This is a genomic window from Nocardia sp. NPDC050406, assembly GCF_044459025.1.
In the GTDB taxonomy this organism is placed as follows: domain Bacteria; phylum Actinomycetota; class Actinomycetes; order Mycobacteriales; family Mycobacteriaceae; genus Nocardia.
This window is the reverse complement of the sequence record NZ_JBITIM010000001.1, coordinates 1,236,089-1,251,536: the sequence shown is the minus strand read 5'-3', so window position 1 is coordinate 1,251,536 and position 15,448 is coordinate 1,236,089. Positions and strand designations below refer to the sequence as shown.

At 68.4% G+C, this 15,448-nt stretch carries 11 protein-coding genes; 7 read left to right on the top strand and 4 right to left on the bottom strand.

Annotated elements, in window-relative coordinates:
- Positions 1-32: 32 nt before the first annotated feature.
- Complete coding sequence (aspS, locus tag ACIBH2_RS05920; protein WP_397113924.1) at positions 33-1,829, top strand: aspartate--tRNA ligase; 1,797 nt, start codon at positions 33-35, stop codon at positions 1,827-1,829.
- 54 nt (positions 1,830-1,883) lie between these two features.
- On the opposite strand, the gene ACIBH2_RS05915 is transcribed toward aspS, so the two are convergent.
- Positions 1,884-3,122 (bottom strand): hypothetical protein, encoded by a 1,239-nt coding sequence (locus ACIBH2_RS05915; RefSeq protein ID WP_397113922.1) that lies wholly within the window; start codon positions 3,120-3,122, stop codon positions 1,884-1,886.
- Between the two features lie 195 nt (positions 3,123-3,317).
- Between ACIBH2_RS05915 and ACIBH2_RS05910 the strand changes: the two genes are divergently transcribed.
- Positions 3,318-4,487, top strand: coding sequence for a phosphotransferase family protein (locus tag ACIBH2_RS05910; protein ID WP_397113920.1), 1,170 nt, complete (start codon positions 3,318-3,320; stop codon positions 4,485-4,487).
- A 28-nt stretch (positions 4,488-4,515) separates the two neighbouring features.
- On the opposite strand, the gene ACIBH2_RS05905 is transcribed toward ACIBH2_RS05910, so the two are convergent.
- The gene (locus ACIBH2_RS05905) at positions 4,516-6,180 is read right to left on the bottom strand and encodes an alkaline phosphatase D family protein (protein ID WP_397113918.1); all 1,665 of its coding nucleotides are present in this window, start codon (positions 6,178-6,180) and stop codon (positions 4,516-4,518) included.
- A 119-nt stretch (positions 6,181-6,299) separates the two neighbouring features.
- On the opposite strand from ACIBH2_RS05905, the gene ACIBH2_RS05900 reads away from it, so the two are divergent.
- Positions 6,300-7,655, top strand: coding sequence for a replication-associated recombination protein A (locus tag ACIBH2_RS05900; RefSeq protein ID WP_397113916.1), 1,356 nt, complete (start codon positions 6,300-6,302; stop codon positions 7,653-7,655).
- A 55-nt stretch (positions 7,656-7,710) separates the two neighbouring features.
- Here the strand turns inward: ACIBH2_RS05900 and ACIBH2_RS05895 are convergent, their stop codons facing one another.
- A complete protein-coding gene (locus tag ACIBH2_RS05895; protein ID WP_397113914.1) occupies positions 7,711-9,036 on the bottom strand; it encodes a hypothetical protein in 1,326 nt (441 codons plus the stop codon).
- A 145-nt stretch (positions 9,037-9,181) separates the two neighbouring features.
- A complete protein-coding gene (locus ACIBH2_RS05890) occupies positions 9,182-9,835 on the bottom strand; it encodes a CatB-related O-acetyltransferase (protein ID WP_397116834.1) in 654 nt (217 codons plus the stop codon).
- A gap of 76 nt (positions 9,836-9,911) precedes the next feature.
- Here ACIBH2_RS05890 and alaS point away from each other — a divergent pair, with 76 nt between their 5' ends.
- Genes alaS through ACIBH2_RS05870 form a run of 4 tightly spaced genes read left to right on the top strand, consistent with a single transcriptional unit; the run spans position 9,912 to position 15,418 of the window.
- On the top strand, positions 9,912-12,581 hold the full coding sequence (gene alaS, locus ACIBH2_RS05885) for an alanine--tRNA ligase (protein WP_397113912.1): 2,670 nt from the start codon (positions 9,912-9,914) through the stop codon (positions 12,579-12,581).
- Positions 12,581-13,153, top strand: a complete 573-nt coding sequence (ruvX, locus tag ACIBH2_RS05880) for a Holliday junction resolvase RuvX (RefSeq protein ID WP_397113910.1) — start codon at positions 12,581-12,583, stop codon at positions 13,151-13,153. The genes alaS and ruvX overlap by 1 nt, the downstream gene beginning before the upstream one ends.
- Positions 13,150-14,616, top strand: a complete 1,467-nt coding sequence (gene mltG, locus ACIBH2_RS05875; RefSeq protein ID WP_397113907.1) for an endolytic transglycosylase MltG — start codon at positions 13,150-13,152, stop codon at positions 14,614-14,616. Before ruvX ends, mltG begins: the two co-directional genes overlap by 4 nt.
- Positions 14,606-15,418: a shikimate dehydrogenase gene (locus ACIBH2_RS05870; protein ID WP_397116832.1), complete on the top strand. Its 813-nt coding sequence runs from the start codon at positions 14,606-14,608 to the stop codon at positions 15,416-15,418. The genes mltG and ACIBH2_RS05870 overlap by 11 nt, the downstream gene beginning before the upstream one ends.
- The last annotated feature ends 30 nt before the right edge of the window (positions 15,419-15,448 follow it).

Genomic DNA, 15,448 nt, shown 5'->3' with positions numbered 1-15,448 from the left:
ACCGGGTGTGCCAATCCGTCGAAAGGACTCCCGTGCTGCGCACCCACTTGGCTGGTTCGCTGCGAAGCGAGCACGCTGGCCAGACCGTCACCCTCACCGGTTGGGTGGCCCGGCGGCGAGACCACGGTGGCGTGATCTTCATCGATCTGCGCGATGCGTCGGGTGTCTCGCAGGCGGTCTTCCGTGAGGGCGAGCCCGCCGAACAGGCGCACAAGCTGCGCAACGAATACGTCGTCAAGGTGACCGGCATCGTGGAGAACCGACCGGAGGGCAGCGGGAACCCGAACCTGCCGACCGGTCAGATCGAGGTCAATGTCACCGACCTCGAGGTGCTCAACGAGGCCGCGCCGCTGCCGTTCCAGCTGGACGAGACCCCCGGCGAGGAGGCCCGACTCAAGTACCGCTACCTCGACCTGCGTCGCGAGGGCCCGGGCCACGCCATCCGGCTGCGGTCCAAGGTCAACGCCGCCGCCCGCGACGTGCTCGCCAAGCACGCCTTCGTCGAGGTCGAGACGCCGACCATGACCCGCTCCACCCCCGAGGGCGCGCGCGACTTCCTGGTGCCCGCGCGATTGCAGCCCGGCAAGTTCTACGCCCTGCCGCAGAGTCCCCAGCTGTTCAAGCAGCTGCTCATGGTCGCCGGTATCGAGCGCTACTACCAGATTGCGCGCTGCTACCGCGACGAGGACTTCCGCGCCGACCGGCAGCCGGAGTTCACCCAGCTCGACATCGAGATGAGCTTCGTCACCCAGGAGGACGTGATCCTGCTGGCCGAGGACATCCTGGTCGCGCTGTGGAAGCTCATCGGCCACGAGATCCCCACGCCGATTCCGCACATGACCTACGCCGAGGCCATGCGCCGCTACGGCTCCGACAAGCCCGACCTGCGCTTCGGCATCGAGATCACCGAAATGGCGGAGTACTTCAAGGACACGCCGTTCCGGGTGTTCCAGTCGCCCTACGTCGGCGCGGTCGTCATGCCGGGTGGCGCGAGCCAGCCGCGCCGCCAACTCGACGCCTGGCAGGAGTGGGCCAAGCAGCGCGGCGCGAAGGGTCTGGCCTACATCCTCGTCAACGAGGACGGCACCCTCGGCGGCCCCGTCGCCAAGAACCTCACCGACGCCGAGCGGGAGGGCCTGGCCAAGTACGTCGGCGCGAACCCCGGCGACTGTGTGTTCTTCGCCGCCGGTGAGGTCAAGTCCAGCCGCGCGCTGCTCGGCGCCGCGCGTGGTGAGATCGCCCGCAAGTGCGGCCTCATCGACGAGAACGACTGGGCCTTCGTGTGGATCGTGGACGCGCCCATGTTCGAGCCCGCCGCCGACGCCACCGCGAGCGGCGATGTGGCGCTGGGACATTCGGCCTGGACCGCGGTGCACCACGCGTTCACCTCGCCCAAGCCGGAGTTCCTCGACACCTTCGACACCGATCCGGGGTCGGCGCTGGCCTACGCCTACGACATCGTCTGCAACGGCAACGAGATCGGCGGCGGCTCCATCCGTATCCACCGCGGTGACGTGCAGGAGCGGGTGTTCAACGTGATGGGCATCAGCCACGAGGAGGCGCAGGAGAAGTTCGGCTTCCTGCTCGACGCCTTCAAGTACGGCGCGCCCCCGCACGGCGGCATCGCCTTCGGCTGGGACCGCATCACCGCGCTGCTGGCCGGATTGGACTCCATCCGCGAGGTCATCGCCTTCCCGAAGTCCGGCGGCGGTGTCGACCCGCTCACCGACGCGCCGACGCCGATCACCTTGCAGCAGCGCGCCGAGGCCGGGCTCAATGCCAAGCTCGATGCCGACGGCAACCCGATCGTCGAGGGCAAGGACAAGTAGGACGCATCGACTCGACCGCCCATCCCGCGACCGCGCGGGATGGGCGGTCGTCGTTCACAGCGGCGCGACCAGCCCGCCGGTGAGGGTGCGATAGGCGTAGGTCACCGCGATGGCCGACACCGGTCCGGCCACCAGTAGGCCCAGACCGCACAGCAGCAGGCCGATGACGGTGATCACCACGATGGACAGCGCCAACAGCAGTACCTGGAAGGGGTTCGCGATCACCAGGCGCGCACTGGATTTGATCGCCTCGATCGGATTCTGATCCTGGTCGATGACGAAATTCAGCGCGAACATGCACAGCACGCCGACCAGGAACGCCGGGACGACGCAGAAGATCGACGCGATCAGGCAGGCGACGAAGACCATGAGCGCGGTGAGCAGCACATTGCCCGCGTTGACGAAGCCGAAGAAGGTCGGGAAATCGGCTGGGGTGCCGTCGGTTTCGTAGAGCGCGCCGCGAATCATGGCGGCCTGCAGCAGCCACACCATGAGCGAGGCGATGGCGAAGACCAGCAGCACCACCGGTAGTGAGCGCACGTCGGCGATATTGATCAGCAGCGTGACCACCAGATAGGCGATCAGGCCGACCAAGACGATGCCCGCCCACGGAATCGGGTTGAGGCGGAAGCGATCCCAGCCGTAGGCGAGGGCGTGTCCGACATCGAGGGAGTCGTGATCACCCGGTGCCCCGCCGGGCGGGCGTTGACCGGCGGGGGCGGCTCCCGGCAGGCCGCCCGATTGCCGCGGCGTCGACCCACCCTGCGGAAACGATCCCGACTGCGGTGCTTGCCCCGGCGGGGCGGACTGCTCGTAGCCTTGCTGTGGCGCGTGGCCATATCCGGATTGCGGCGCTTGGCCGTACCCCGGTGCCGCGCCCTGTCCGTAACCCTGTTGGGGCGCTTCGCCATAACCCGGTCGCGCGCCCTCGCCGTAACCCTGCTGCGACGCCTGACCGTAATCCTGCTGCGGCGCGCCCGACTGCGGGGGTGGGGCGTAACTTGGCGGCGCGCCCATACCGGACCCGCTCACCGGCGCTTGGCGCGGCATGGGCGGGGGCGGTTCGAGGGGTTCGCTGCCGTATTGCGCCGCACCCGGCCCCTCGAACTGCGGGTATCCGCGCGGACCCGGCATTTCGTGGCGGCCGTGTTCGGGGGTGAGTTCCTGGCTCGCGGAATGTGGTGGCGGCTCGGGATTTTGATGCTGGCCGGGGCGGGTCGGAGGGTGCTCGGCGCCCGCGCGTGCGGGCGTTTCGTCCGATTCGTTCGGTTGCGCGGGCGGTGTGCCGGTCATCGTCACAGACCTTTCACATGTACCGGTTTACGGTGTGGCGCACAGCAGTTGAACATGAGACAACCGGAGCCCGATGGTTGTGTCAAGCAACCAGCGCCGGGTGGGCAAACCCCGGAGCGGGACACGCCGGACGACGCGCGAAAGGTTGCGCAACCGCTCGCTGAAAGTGACCTGGAGCGAGTAACTTGGGACGCGATGACCGCACTATTGGCCGAACGCGCCGCCGAAGTCGTGTCCGCGGCACAACATTTGCTCACAAAGCGAATGGGTGCTCCGGTAAAGCTGAGCGATCCTATCGAACTCAGCGGTAGTGGTAGAACGACGGTGCTACGTGTGCGTGTTGCGGAGAACGCCTTTTCACTTCCTCGCACCCTCATAGTCAAGCAGGTGCGCGGCGCCGCGCAGGATCGACGCACCGGAGGCATGGCACCCGGTGTGGCCAGTATCGATTCGGCCTTCCTCCGCGAGGCGGTGTCGTATCAATTCACCACCGCGCTCGGACGCGACCATCGGCCCGGGGCGTATCTGCTCGCCTACAGCCTGCCCGATCGGTTGCTCGTCCTGAGCGATCTGGGGGAGAACAGCCCACTCACCGCCGTCCTGCAGTCCGGGGCCGAACCCGCGACGCGCAATTCACAGATGGCGTTCGCGCAGGCGCTGGGTCGCATGCACGCCGCGACCGTCGGCCGCGAGGCGGATTTCGTCGCGCTGCTGCGCCGGGTCGACGTGGTGCACCGCGTGGACGGGATCGCCCAGCAGGCCGAGGTCGCCGTCGCCGAGGTGCCGTTGATGCTGCAACGAGAACTCGGTATCGAGGTGCCCGGCGAGATCGCCGAACGCATCGTGCGGGGCAACCGGCTGTTCTCGGCGGGCCGCTATCGCGCCTTCAGCCCCTCGGACCTGTGCCCCGACAATGTCATTCTCAACGAGGAGGGCGCGCGCTTCCTCGACTACGAGTGGGGCGGATTCCGCGACGCCACCCTCGATATCGCCTACGCGCTGGTCTCCTTCCCCGGCTGCCTCTGCGATTTCGAACTCTCCCGCGAGCGCGCCCGGCAGATGGTCGAGGCGTGGCGCTCCGAGGTGGTGGCGGTGTGGCCGTCGCTCGCCGACGACGAGGTGTTGGCCGAACGCATTCTCGAGGCGCGGCTCATCTGGGTGTGGCTGTCGACCTACTGGTTCCTGCCCGCCGATCACACGCGCATCGCGGCGGCGCGCGAACACGGACTGTCGGTGCCGCGCTCGGCGGCGCTCATCAACCGCTGGGCCGCGGTGGCCGAGGACGCGCGATGCATTGGCGACGACACGCTCGGCGATTTCGCGGAGCACGTCTCGGCGACCCTCGAGGAGCACTGGGAGGAGTAGCGCGCCCTCCCAGGCTCTCACCTCGAGGTCAGTCGGCCACGGGGCCGGGGCGCTGTTCGAGGCGTCCGCCCCGCCGCACCGCGAACGAGGTGCCATGGCGCACACCGGTATTCGGGTCTGCCACATCGTTGACGTAGAACCAGTCCATCTGCGTCTGCTCGGCATCCACGTGCAGGACGCCGTAGCCGTGCGAGTCCAGCTCCGCGTAGCGCAGATGGTGATTCACGCCCAGCAACGCGGTCTCCGCGCTGACCGAGGCGGTGCGCGGCGGCGTGTTCATCACATCGCCCATGCTCTGCGAGGTGACCGACGGGACCACGAACTCCACCCCGGCGGTCGGACCGGCCGGATAGTTGGCGGCGTTCAGCGGCAGGTCGGCGGCCCAGGAGGTGTGGATATCGCCGGTCAGGAACACCACATCCGCGACCTGGTTGTCGGCGATGGTGTGCAACAGCTTCGAGCGATCGGCCGCGTAACCATCCCATTGGTCCGGGTTGGCCATAATGCCCTCGTGCGGGAGGCCGAGCAGATCGGTGAGCGCGGTGGTGGTCGCCGGTTCCAGCGGCGGGAACACCAGCGGCGCGATCATGACCGGATTGCCGATGAGCTTCCATGCCACCGGTGAGGAGGTCAAACCCGAAGACAGCCAATCCATTTGGGCCTGACCGGTAATGGTGCGGTTCGGATCGTCCACCTGCCGCCAGCCCGGACCGGCGTGCACCTCCTGGCTGCGGTAGCTGCGCAGATCCAGCATGGACAGCTCGGCCAAGGTGCCGAAGCGCAGCCGTCGGTACAAGCGGCGGTCCGCGCCGGAACGCACCGGCATCCACTCCAGATACGCCTGGAGCGCGGCGGCCTTGCGCGTCTGCCAGTCGCCCTCGGTGGCGGGATCGTGATTGCCCGCGCCGCCCGACCAGGTGTTGTCGGCGGTTTCGTGATCGTCCCAGGTACAGACGAACGGCACCCGGGCGTGCAGTGCGGCGAGGTCCGGGTCGGTCTTGTACTGGGCGTGGCGAATTCGGTAGTCCGACAGGGAGATGATCTCGTGCGCGGGCTCGTGCGGGCGCACCGAACCGGCGCGGCCGCCGTACTCGCCGCGCGGATACTCGTAGAGGTAGTCGCCGAGATGAATGATCGCGTCGAGATCGCCGCGCGCGGCGAGGTGGCGGTAGACGGAGAAGTACCCGGCCTCCCAGTTCGCGCACGAGACGACGCCGAAGCGCAGGCGATCGGGGGTGTCGGCGGTGGCGGGAGCCGTGCGGGTGATGCCGACCGGGGAGGTCTGGCCCAGGGCGCTGAAGCGGTAGCGGTACTCGCGCGCGGGCTCGAGGCCCGAGACGTCGACCTTGACGGTGTGGTCGGAATCCGCTGTGGCCGTGAGAGTTCCGGAGGCGACGATGCGGCCGAAGTCCTCGTCGGACGCGACCTCCCACCGCACGGTCACCGCGTCGCCGACCCCCGAACCGGGCGTGGCGTCGGCGCTCGGCGTGACACGGGTCCAGAGCAGGACACCCGTGGGCAGTGGATCGCCCGAGGCTATGCCGTGCTGGAAGACGGGGTGCTCGGCGTGTGCGAGGGCGTTGGGCAGCAGACTCGCGGCGACGGCGGTGCCGCCCGTGAGCACCACCGCGGTACTGCCCTTGAGGACTGTGCGGCGATCGAGCCGGGCGGAGATGATCTCGCGAAGAGGCACCGGATGATCTCAGCCGATCGGGCACACCCAAGGCAAACTGGACGGGTGAACAGTTCATAACGATCTCCGGCCGGACCTGCGGGGCAATTGTGTCGGGGTGGATCGGTAGGGTCGGGTTCGTGAGCGAAGGGCTGTTCGACGCACCGGGGACCGACACCGGGTCCGAGGAGTTCACGGCGGGTGCGGCGGCCGTGAGCGGCAATGACCGTTTCGCGCCCCTGGCAGTGCGGATGCGTCCCAGAAGCCTCGACGAGGTCGTCGGACAACAGCATCTGCTCGGGCCGGGTTCGCCGCTGCGCCGTCTGATCGAAGGATCCGGGGCCGCGTCGGTGCTGCTGTTCGGTCCGCCCGGTACCGGTAAGACGACCCTGGCCTCGCTCATCTCGCAATCCACCGGCCGTCGGTTCGAGGCGCTGTCGGCGCTGTCGGCGGGGGTGAAGGAGGTGCGCGCGGTCATCGACCTGGCGCGTCGCCGCCTACTGCACGGCGAGCAGACGGTGCTGTTCATCGACGAGGTGCACCGGTTCTCCAAGACCCAGCAGGACGCGTTGCTCGCCGCGGTCGAGAACCGGATCGTGCTCCTGGTCGGCGCGACCACGGAGAACCCGTCGTTCTCGGTGGTGTCGCCGCTGCTGTCGCGGTCGCTCGTGCTGCAGCTGCAATCGCTGTCGGAGAACGACATTCGCACCGTGCTGCGGCGCGCGGCCGAGGATCCGCGCGGCTACGCGGGGGAGTACACCATCACCGACGCGGCCCTCGACCACATCGTGCGCATCGCGGGCGGTGATGCTCGGCGCGCGCTCACGGCCTTGGAGGCCTCGGCCGAATCCTCCCTCGACGGCACCGTGGACGTGGACCTCGTCGAGGCGAGCGTGGACAAGGCGGCCGTTCGCTACGACCGGGCGGGCGATCAGCACTACGACGTCATCAGCGCCTTCATCAAATCGCTGCGCGGCTCCGATGTCGATGCCGCGCTGCACTACCTGGCCCGCATGATCACCGCGGGGGAGGACCCGCGATTCATCGCCCGCCGCTTGATGATTCAAGCCAGCGAGGAAGTCGGCATGGCCGATCCGACGGCCCTGCAAACCGCCGTGGCCGCCGCCCAGGTGGTGCAACTGGTCGGTATGCCGGAGGCGCAACTCGCCCTCGCCCAGGCCACCATCCACATCGCCACCGCCCCCAAATCCGGCGGCGTCGTCAAGGCCATCGGCGCGGCCATGGCCGATATCGGCAAAGGCAAGGCGGGCGCGGTCCCACCCCACCTACGCGACGGCCACTACGCCGGTGCCGCCGCCCTCGGCAACGCCCAGGGCTACAAATACCCCCATGACCACCCCGACGGCGTCCTCGCTCAGCAGTACCCGCCCGACGAACTGATCGGCGTGGACTACTACCAGCCCACCGACCACGGCTACGAACGCGAGGTCGGCCCACGCGTCACGAAACTCCGGAAGATCGTGCGCGGGAAGTAGCCGCGCCGAACATCCGCACAAGGGTGCGAAGACGGCTGCGCGGGTGCGAGTCGGCTTATGTCGTCGCGGGTTTCGGCTCCGGGGTCGGGCGGGTGCGGCGGGTGCGGGTGTTCTGGTCGGGGCGGAACTTGTTCAGCAGGGCGAGTGCCGCCGCGCCGGAGACGGTGAGGGCGAAGGCGGTCCAAGCGGGGGCCGCGGGGTCGGTGGGTGCGAAAGCCAGTGGTTCGGAGTGGGATTCGGCGGGGAGGGCGGTGACGATCGACGGGAGGAACAGGACCGCGGCGGCCAGGATGCGGCCGCGCACCGAGACCGGGCGGGCGGTGCCGCAGCCGTAGCCGACCACGAAAGCCAATGCCGCGCTGGCGAGCGCCGCCACCATATGCCGGTCGGGGTCGATCCACGGCGTCACGGCGGCGAGCGCGGCCACCAGCGTCATGGCCATCCCGATCGAGGCCCGGCGTACTCCGGCGAACAGGCCGAGCCCGGTGATCACGATCAGCAGCGGCACACTCCACCATGGTCGCGGCATCACGCCTTGCGCCGCGCTGACCGCGGTCAGGCTCAGCGCCACCAGGATTCCCGAACCGTCCCGACCGGGCAGCAGGAAAGCCGCCACCGTCGCGGCGATGACCACCGCGGCCACCGCGAACGCGATATCGACCACGTCCAGAGATTCCTGGACGAGTCGTTCCGCGACCACCAATACCACCAAGACCAGTAACACCATCGCATAGATCGGCGAGAGCGGCAGCTCCGTCGGCGCGTTCGGCGTCAACCGCGTGCGATAGGCGCGCACACCGCTGTAGGCCACCAAGGCGAGGGTCAGCGCGATGAACCACAGCGGCGGCGAGGCCACCAGCGGGAAAGGTTCGATGCCATGCCAATTCACTTCGGTGCCGTGCACCGGATCGGCGGAGTTGCCGACCACCAGCACGGCCGCCGCGCCGAGGGCGAACGCCGCCGCGGGCACCGGTCGCCGCAGCACCGCCGCGCCCAGCCCGCCCAGGACGAGACCGGCGCACAGCGCGTCGACGTAGTTCAGCGTCGTCAACAGTCCGGCGGAATTGGCATTGTGTTCGACCGCGTGGTTGACGAACAGCCCGACCATGCCCACTCCGGCCACCATCCAGGCCGTCACCGCGCGATTGTCGGTGACCACCACGGCACCGACCGCGACGGCGGCGATCACCCCGACCGCCGCGCCCTCGGGCACGCCGAGCAACAGCCGATCCACCGCGTACGGCGCGGCCTCGCTCATCCAGGGGAAGCGAATCGGCATGAGCAGGGTGCCTCCGGCCAGCCAGGCCGCGGCGAAGGCCGCCAGGGCCGCCGCGACATCGCCGAAGTGTGGCGTCGACCTACCCCGAACCGGTGTGGACACTGGTCACCTTTCGCCGGAAAGTCCTGGTCCGTCAGGTGTGGAGCCTATAGCCCGGAGTTTGCTGGACTGCGCCGACAGTCGCCGCAATGTTGCAGTGTGTGCACGTCCGCATCGTGTGCCGCGCGAACGTGCCTGTCCGACAGCGCTATTCGCCCAGCAGTCCGTTCTCGACCGCGATCTTCTCGATATCGGCGGGTGTGCCCGCCATGATCGCCCGCACATGCTCGGTGACCAGTTCGACCGGCCAGTCCCACCACGCGGCCCGCAGCAGCCGCGCCACATCCTCCTCGGAGTAGCGCCGCTTGACCGGCTGCGCCGGATTGCCGCCGACGATCGTGTACGGCGCGACGTCGGCCGTGACCACCGCGCCCGTCGCGATGATCGCCCCGTCCCCGATGCGCACGCCCGGCATGACCATGGTGTTGTAGCCGAACCACACGTCGTTGCCCACCACGGTGTCGCCCTTGCTGGGAATCGAGGTGATGATGTCCATGGTCTCGTCGGCCCAGGTGCCGCCGAAGATGGTGAACGGGAAGGTGGACACCCCCTGGGTGGGATGGTTCGCGCCCGCCATGATGAACGTGGTTCCGGTGGCCAGCGCGCAGTATTTGCCGATGATCAGCTTCTCGGGCCCGAAGGCGTAGAGCACGTTGTTGCGCTCGAAGTCGGTGGCCGCGTCCGGATCGTCGAAGTACGTGTAGTCCCCGACCCTGATCTTGTCGGACTCGATATGCGGCTTCAGGAACACCGTCCGATCGGTGTGCGGCAGCGGGAAGGGCGCGGAGGGGTCGGGGATCACAGTCACCCGGCGATGCTAGCTACCGCCCGGTGGTCGGCTAAAACCCGCAGGACCGGCACCGGTAGGCTGGATACCTGTGCAGACCCACGAGATTCGACGGCGCTTCCTGGAGCATTTCGTTCGTGCGGGACACACCGAGGTACCGAGTGCCTCGCTGGTCCTGCCCGACCCCAACCTGCTGTTCGTCAATGCGGGCATGGTCCAGTTCAAGCCCTACTTCCTGGGCCAGGAAGCAGCGCCCTACTCGCGGGCCACGAGCGTGCAGAAGTGTGTGCGGACCGGTGATATCGAAGAGGTCGGCGTCACCACGCGCCACAACACCTTCTTCCAGATGGCGGGCAACTTCTCCTTCGGCGACTACTTCAAGGAGGGTGCCATCACCCTCGCCTGGGAGCTGATCAGCAAGTCCCAGGAAGAGGGCGGGTTCGGCTTCGATCCCGAGCGCATCTGGGTGACCGCCTACGAGTCCGATCCCGAGGCCGCCGAGATCTGGGAGCGCGTCGCCGGAATCCCCAAAGAGCGCATCCAGTTCCGTGACGGCAAGGACAACTACTGGGATATGGGCGTGCCCGGCCCCGGTGGCCCGTGCTCGGAGATCTACTACGATCGCGGCCCGGCCTACGGCAAGGAAGGCGGCCCGGTCGCCGACGAGGACCGCTACCTCGAGATCTGGAACCTGGTGTTCATGCAGGACATCCGCGGCGAGCTGAGCCCCAAGCTGGGCCACCCGCCGATCGGATCGCTGCCCAAGAAGAACATCGACACCGGTATGGGCATCGAGCGTGTCGCCATGCTGCTGCAGGGTGTCGAGAACGTCTACGAGACCGATCTGCTGCGCCCGATCATCGACAAGGCCGAGGAGCTGACCGGCAAGTCCTACGGCGTCGAGCACGCCGCCGATGTGCGCTTCCGCGTCATCGCCGATCACGTGCGCAGCTCCGCCATGCTCATCGCCGACGGCGTGAACCCGGGCAACGACGGCCGCGGCTACGTGCTGCGCCGCCTGCTGCGCCGCATCGTGCGCTCGGCCCGCATCCTGGGTGCGGAGAAGCCGGTCATGGCCGAGTTCATGAAGGTCGTCAGCGATCTCATGGCCCCGTCCTACCCGGAGCTGGCCACCGACTTCCGCCGCATCGAGACCGTCGCGGTGGGCGAGGAGACGGCCTTCCTCAAGACGCTGAACACCGGCTCCAAACTCTTCGATGAGACCGTCGACGAGGTGAAGGCCAAGGGCGGCAAGAAGATCGCCGGTTCGGATGCCTTCACCCTGCACGACACCTACGGCTTCCCGATCGACCTCACCCTCGAAATGGCCGCCGAGGCGGGCCTCGAGGTGGACGAGGACGGCTTCCGCTCGCTCATGGCGCAGCAGCGCCAGCGCGCGAAAGAGGATGCGCAGCAGCGCAAGCACGCCCACGCCGACCTGTCCATCTACAAGGAACTGGTCGACCGTGGCGCCACCGAGTTCACCGGCTTCGACGAACTGACTTCCGAGGCAACGGTTCTCGCGCTGATCAAGGACGGCGTGCGGGTGCCGGTCGCCGACACCGGGACCGATGTCGAGGTCATTCTCGACCGCAGCCCGCTCTACGCCGAGTCCGGCGGTCAGATCGCCGACCGCGGCACCATCACCGCCTCCAACGGCCTGAAGCTGCGCGTCAACGATGTGCAGAAGATCGCCAAGAAGCTGTGGGTGCACAAGGCCACCGTCGAACACGGCCAGATCACCGAGGGCGATGTGGTGCTCGCCCAGGCCGACCCGTCCTGGCGGCACGGCGCGACCCAGGGCCACTCCGGCACCCACATGGTGCACGCCGCGCTGCGACAGGTGTTGGGCCCCAACGCCGTTCAGGCCGGTTCGCTCAACAAGCCCGGCTACCTGCGCTTCGACTTCAACTGGCAGGGCCAGCTCTCCGAGCAGCAGAAGGCCGATATCGAGGCGGTCTCCAACGACGCCGTCGCCGACGACTTCGCGGTGAACACCTTCGTCACCGATCTGCCCTCGGCCAAGAAGATGGGCGCGCTGGCGCTGTTCGGCGAGAACTACGGCGATCAGGTGCGCGTCGTGGAGATCGGCGGACCGTTCTCCATGGAGCTGTGCGGCGGCACGCACGTGCGCCACTCCTCGCAGATCGGCCCGATCACCCTGCTCGGTGAATCCTCGGTCGGCTCGGGCGTGCGCCGCGTGGAGGCCTTCGTGGGCCTGGACTCCTACAAGTACCTCGCCAAGGAGCGCGCGCTGCTGGCCGGTGTCGCCTCCTCGCTGAAGGTGCCCTCGGAAGAGGTTCCCGCGCGCGTCGAACAGCTGGTGGAGCGCCTCAAGGTCGCCGAGAAGGAGCTCGAGCGCACCAAGATGGCCGCCGTGCTCGCCTCGGCGGGCAAGTTCGTCGACGCCGCGCAGCGCGTGGGTGAGGTGCTGCTGGTCGCCGAGGCCGCGCCCGAGGGCGTGGGCGCGGGCGATCTGCGCAATCTGGTCTCCGATATCAAGGGCCGCTTCGGAACTCAGCCCGCCATCGTGGTGCTGCTCGGCAATGCCGATGGCAAGGTGCCGTTCGTGGTGGCCGTGACCAAGGCCGCCCAGGACCTCGGCGTCAAGGCCGGTGACCTGGTCGGCGCGTTCGGTCCGAGCATCGCCGGTCGCGGCGGCGGCAAGCCGGAGATGGCACAGGGCGCGGGTTCGGACCCGTCGGGCATCGCGGCCGGGCTGGCCGCGGTACGGGCGCGGGTGGCCGAGCTCGTCGGCTGATGGACGACTCCGGTACAGCACGGCCGGGCGCCGACAGCGGTGCCCGGCCTCCACGACCGACCATCGAACCCGCCCGACCCGATCCGGCCGATGATCCGGGCCGCGGTCGGCGCATCGGCATCGATGTCGGTACTGTCCGAATCGGTGTCGCGGCATGCGATCCGGACGGCATACTCGCCACGCCCGTCGAGACCGTGCAACGCGCGAAACAGATTCCCAAGGGCGCGATTGCACCCGAGCTGACGCGAATTGCCGATATTGTGCGGGAGTACGAGGCGGTCGAGGTGATCGTTGGTCTGCCGCGCACCCTGCGCGGCGAGAACGGATCCTCCGCGAAGCTCGCCACCGTATTCGCTGAACGTTTGCGGCAGTTGGTGGCCCCGGTGCCGGTGCGACTTTCCGACGAACGTTTGACTACGGTGTCAGCTGCACGCGCGTTGCGGGACAGTGGAGTTCGCGCACGCGGGCAGCGGCGGGTCATCGATCAGGCGGCCGCCGTATCGATCCTGCAAGGATGGTTGGACGAACGGAGTGCGCTTTTGAAGTCGGTCGACCGCGGGGATGATGCATGACGGACCGCTGGACGCGAGCCGAGGAACGATACCGGCAGGACGCCGAACGTCGTTATCGTCGCGATGACCTCGACTGGGATGAGGTGGCGGACGACTACGAGGACGACACCACCGTCATCCCCCGATACACCGATGAGGACGAACCCCCGCAGCGCGAGACCATGCGGCGGGCCGGGGATCGCTCGCGCCGCGAGGCCGCCGAACCCGACGCGCCGCCGCGCATGGTCGGCAGACGCACGCCGAGCGGCGGCACGCGCGGCAAGTCCGGGACCCGCGCGGGCGTGCAGCGCTCCCGCCGCTCCTCGCGCGCCGCGTCGCGCAAGGCCGCCGAGCGCAAGCGCCGTCGCCGCAATCTGTGGATCTTCGGTTTCGTCTTCGCGCTGCTGTTCGCGGGCGCAACGGGATTCGCGGTGCTGAAGGTGATGGACCGCTACACCCCGCCCGAGGATTTCGCCGGTCCGAGCGGTCCGGTGACCGTGGTGCGGGTGCACGCCGGTGACACCGCCAGTCAGATCGCCAAATCCATGTTCGAGAAGGGCGTGGTCGCCAGCAGCGGCGCGTTCTACGAGGCCGCCGTCCAGAACGACGGTATGAATTCGCTGCAACCCGGCTACTACGCCATTCCGACGCACAGCCCGGCCGCCGAGGCGGTGGCGACGTTGGTGGGCAAGCAGTCTCGCGTCGGCAACCTGGTCATCTCCGAGGGCCGCCAGCTGCACGACTCCAGCGATGTGCACACCGGCGCCCGCAAGGAGGGCATCTACCGCAAGATCGCCGAAGCCAGCTGTGTCGCCAGCAAATGCGTGACCTACGAACAGTTGGACGCGGCCGGTGCCGCCGATCCGGTGTCGCTCGGCGTCCCGCAGTGGGCGCTGGACCGGGTCCGTGAGGTGCCCGATCGCAGCCGCCAGCTCGAGGGTCTGATCTCCGCCGGTACCTGGGATTTCGATCCCTCCGGCACGCCGGAACAGATTCTGCGGCAACTGGTTTCGGAGAGCGCCGCCAGTTACGAGGCGACCGGTCTGTTGCAGTCGGGTGCGGCGAACAGCCTGAGCCCCTACGAAACCCTCGTCGCCGCCTCGCTGGTGGAGCGCGAGGCGCTGCCCCAGGACATGGCGAAGGTCGCGCGCGTAATCGTGAACCGGCTGAAGGTGGACCAGCCCTTGCAGTTCGACTCCACGGTCAACTACACCCTGGACAAGACCGAGGTCGCCACCACCGACGCCGACCGCGCCACGAAGACGCCGTGGAACACCTATGCCATGGCCGGTCTGCCCGCCACTCCGATCGCCGCGCCGTCCCTGGATGCCTTGCGCGCCATGGAGAATCCGGCGTCCGGGCCGTGGTTGTACTTCGTGACCATCGACAAGCAGGGCACCACGCTGTTCACCGAGGACTACAACGAGCACCTGCGCAATATCAAGAAGGCCGAGGACAGTGGGATTCTCGACAGTGGACGATGAGGTGCGCCGCGCGGCCGTACTGGGCAGCCCGATCGCGCATTCGCGTTCGCCGCAACTGCATCTCGCGGCCTACCGCGCGCTGGGTCTGAACTGGACCTACGAACGTGTCGAATGCGATGCCGAGCGCTTGCCGGGCTTCGTGGACGGGCTCGGACCGGAATGGGTCGGCCTGTCGGTGACCATGCCCGGCAAGGTCGCCGCGCTCGCCTACGCGGGGGAGCGGACCGATCGGGCCGAACTGGTCGGATCGGCGAACACCCTGCTGCGCACCGAGAATGGTTGGCGCGCCGACTGTACCGATGTGGACGGGGTGCGCGGCGCGCTGGAGGGCGGCTGTGTCACGGAGTTGGCGCGCGCCGTGGTGCTGGGCGCGGGCGGTACCGCGCGCCCGGCGCTGTTGGCTCTCGCCGATCTGGGCGCGCACACCGTCACGATCGTCGCCCGGGACAAGGGCCGCGCCGCCGACACCCTGGAATTGGCCGAGCGCCTGGGCATGTCGGCCGAGATCATCGACTTCGACCCGGAGACCGTGGGTTTCGTGTGCTCCGATGTCGATGCCGTCGTGAGCACGGTCCCGTCCAACGCGGCCGCGCCCGTCGCCGACGCGGTCGCGCAGGCCCCCGTTGTACTGGACGCCATCTACAACCCGTGGCCCACTCCGCTCGCCGAGGCGGTGACACGCGCGGGCCACACCGTCATCAGCGGTCTCGAGATGCTGCTGAATCAGGCCTACGGTCAGGTCGAGCAGTTCACCGGAAAATCGGCCCCGCGCGCCGAGATGGCGGCCGCGCTGCGAGAATGACCGTAATTCTGAAACGAGTTTCAGTTCGGC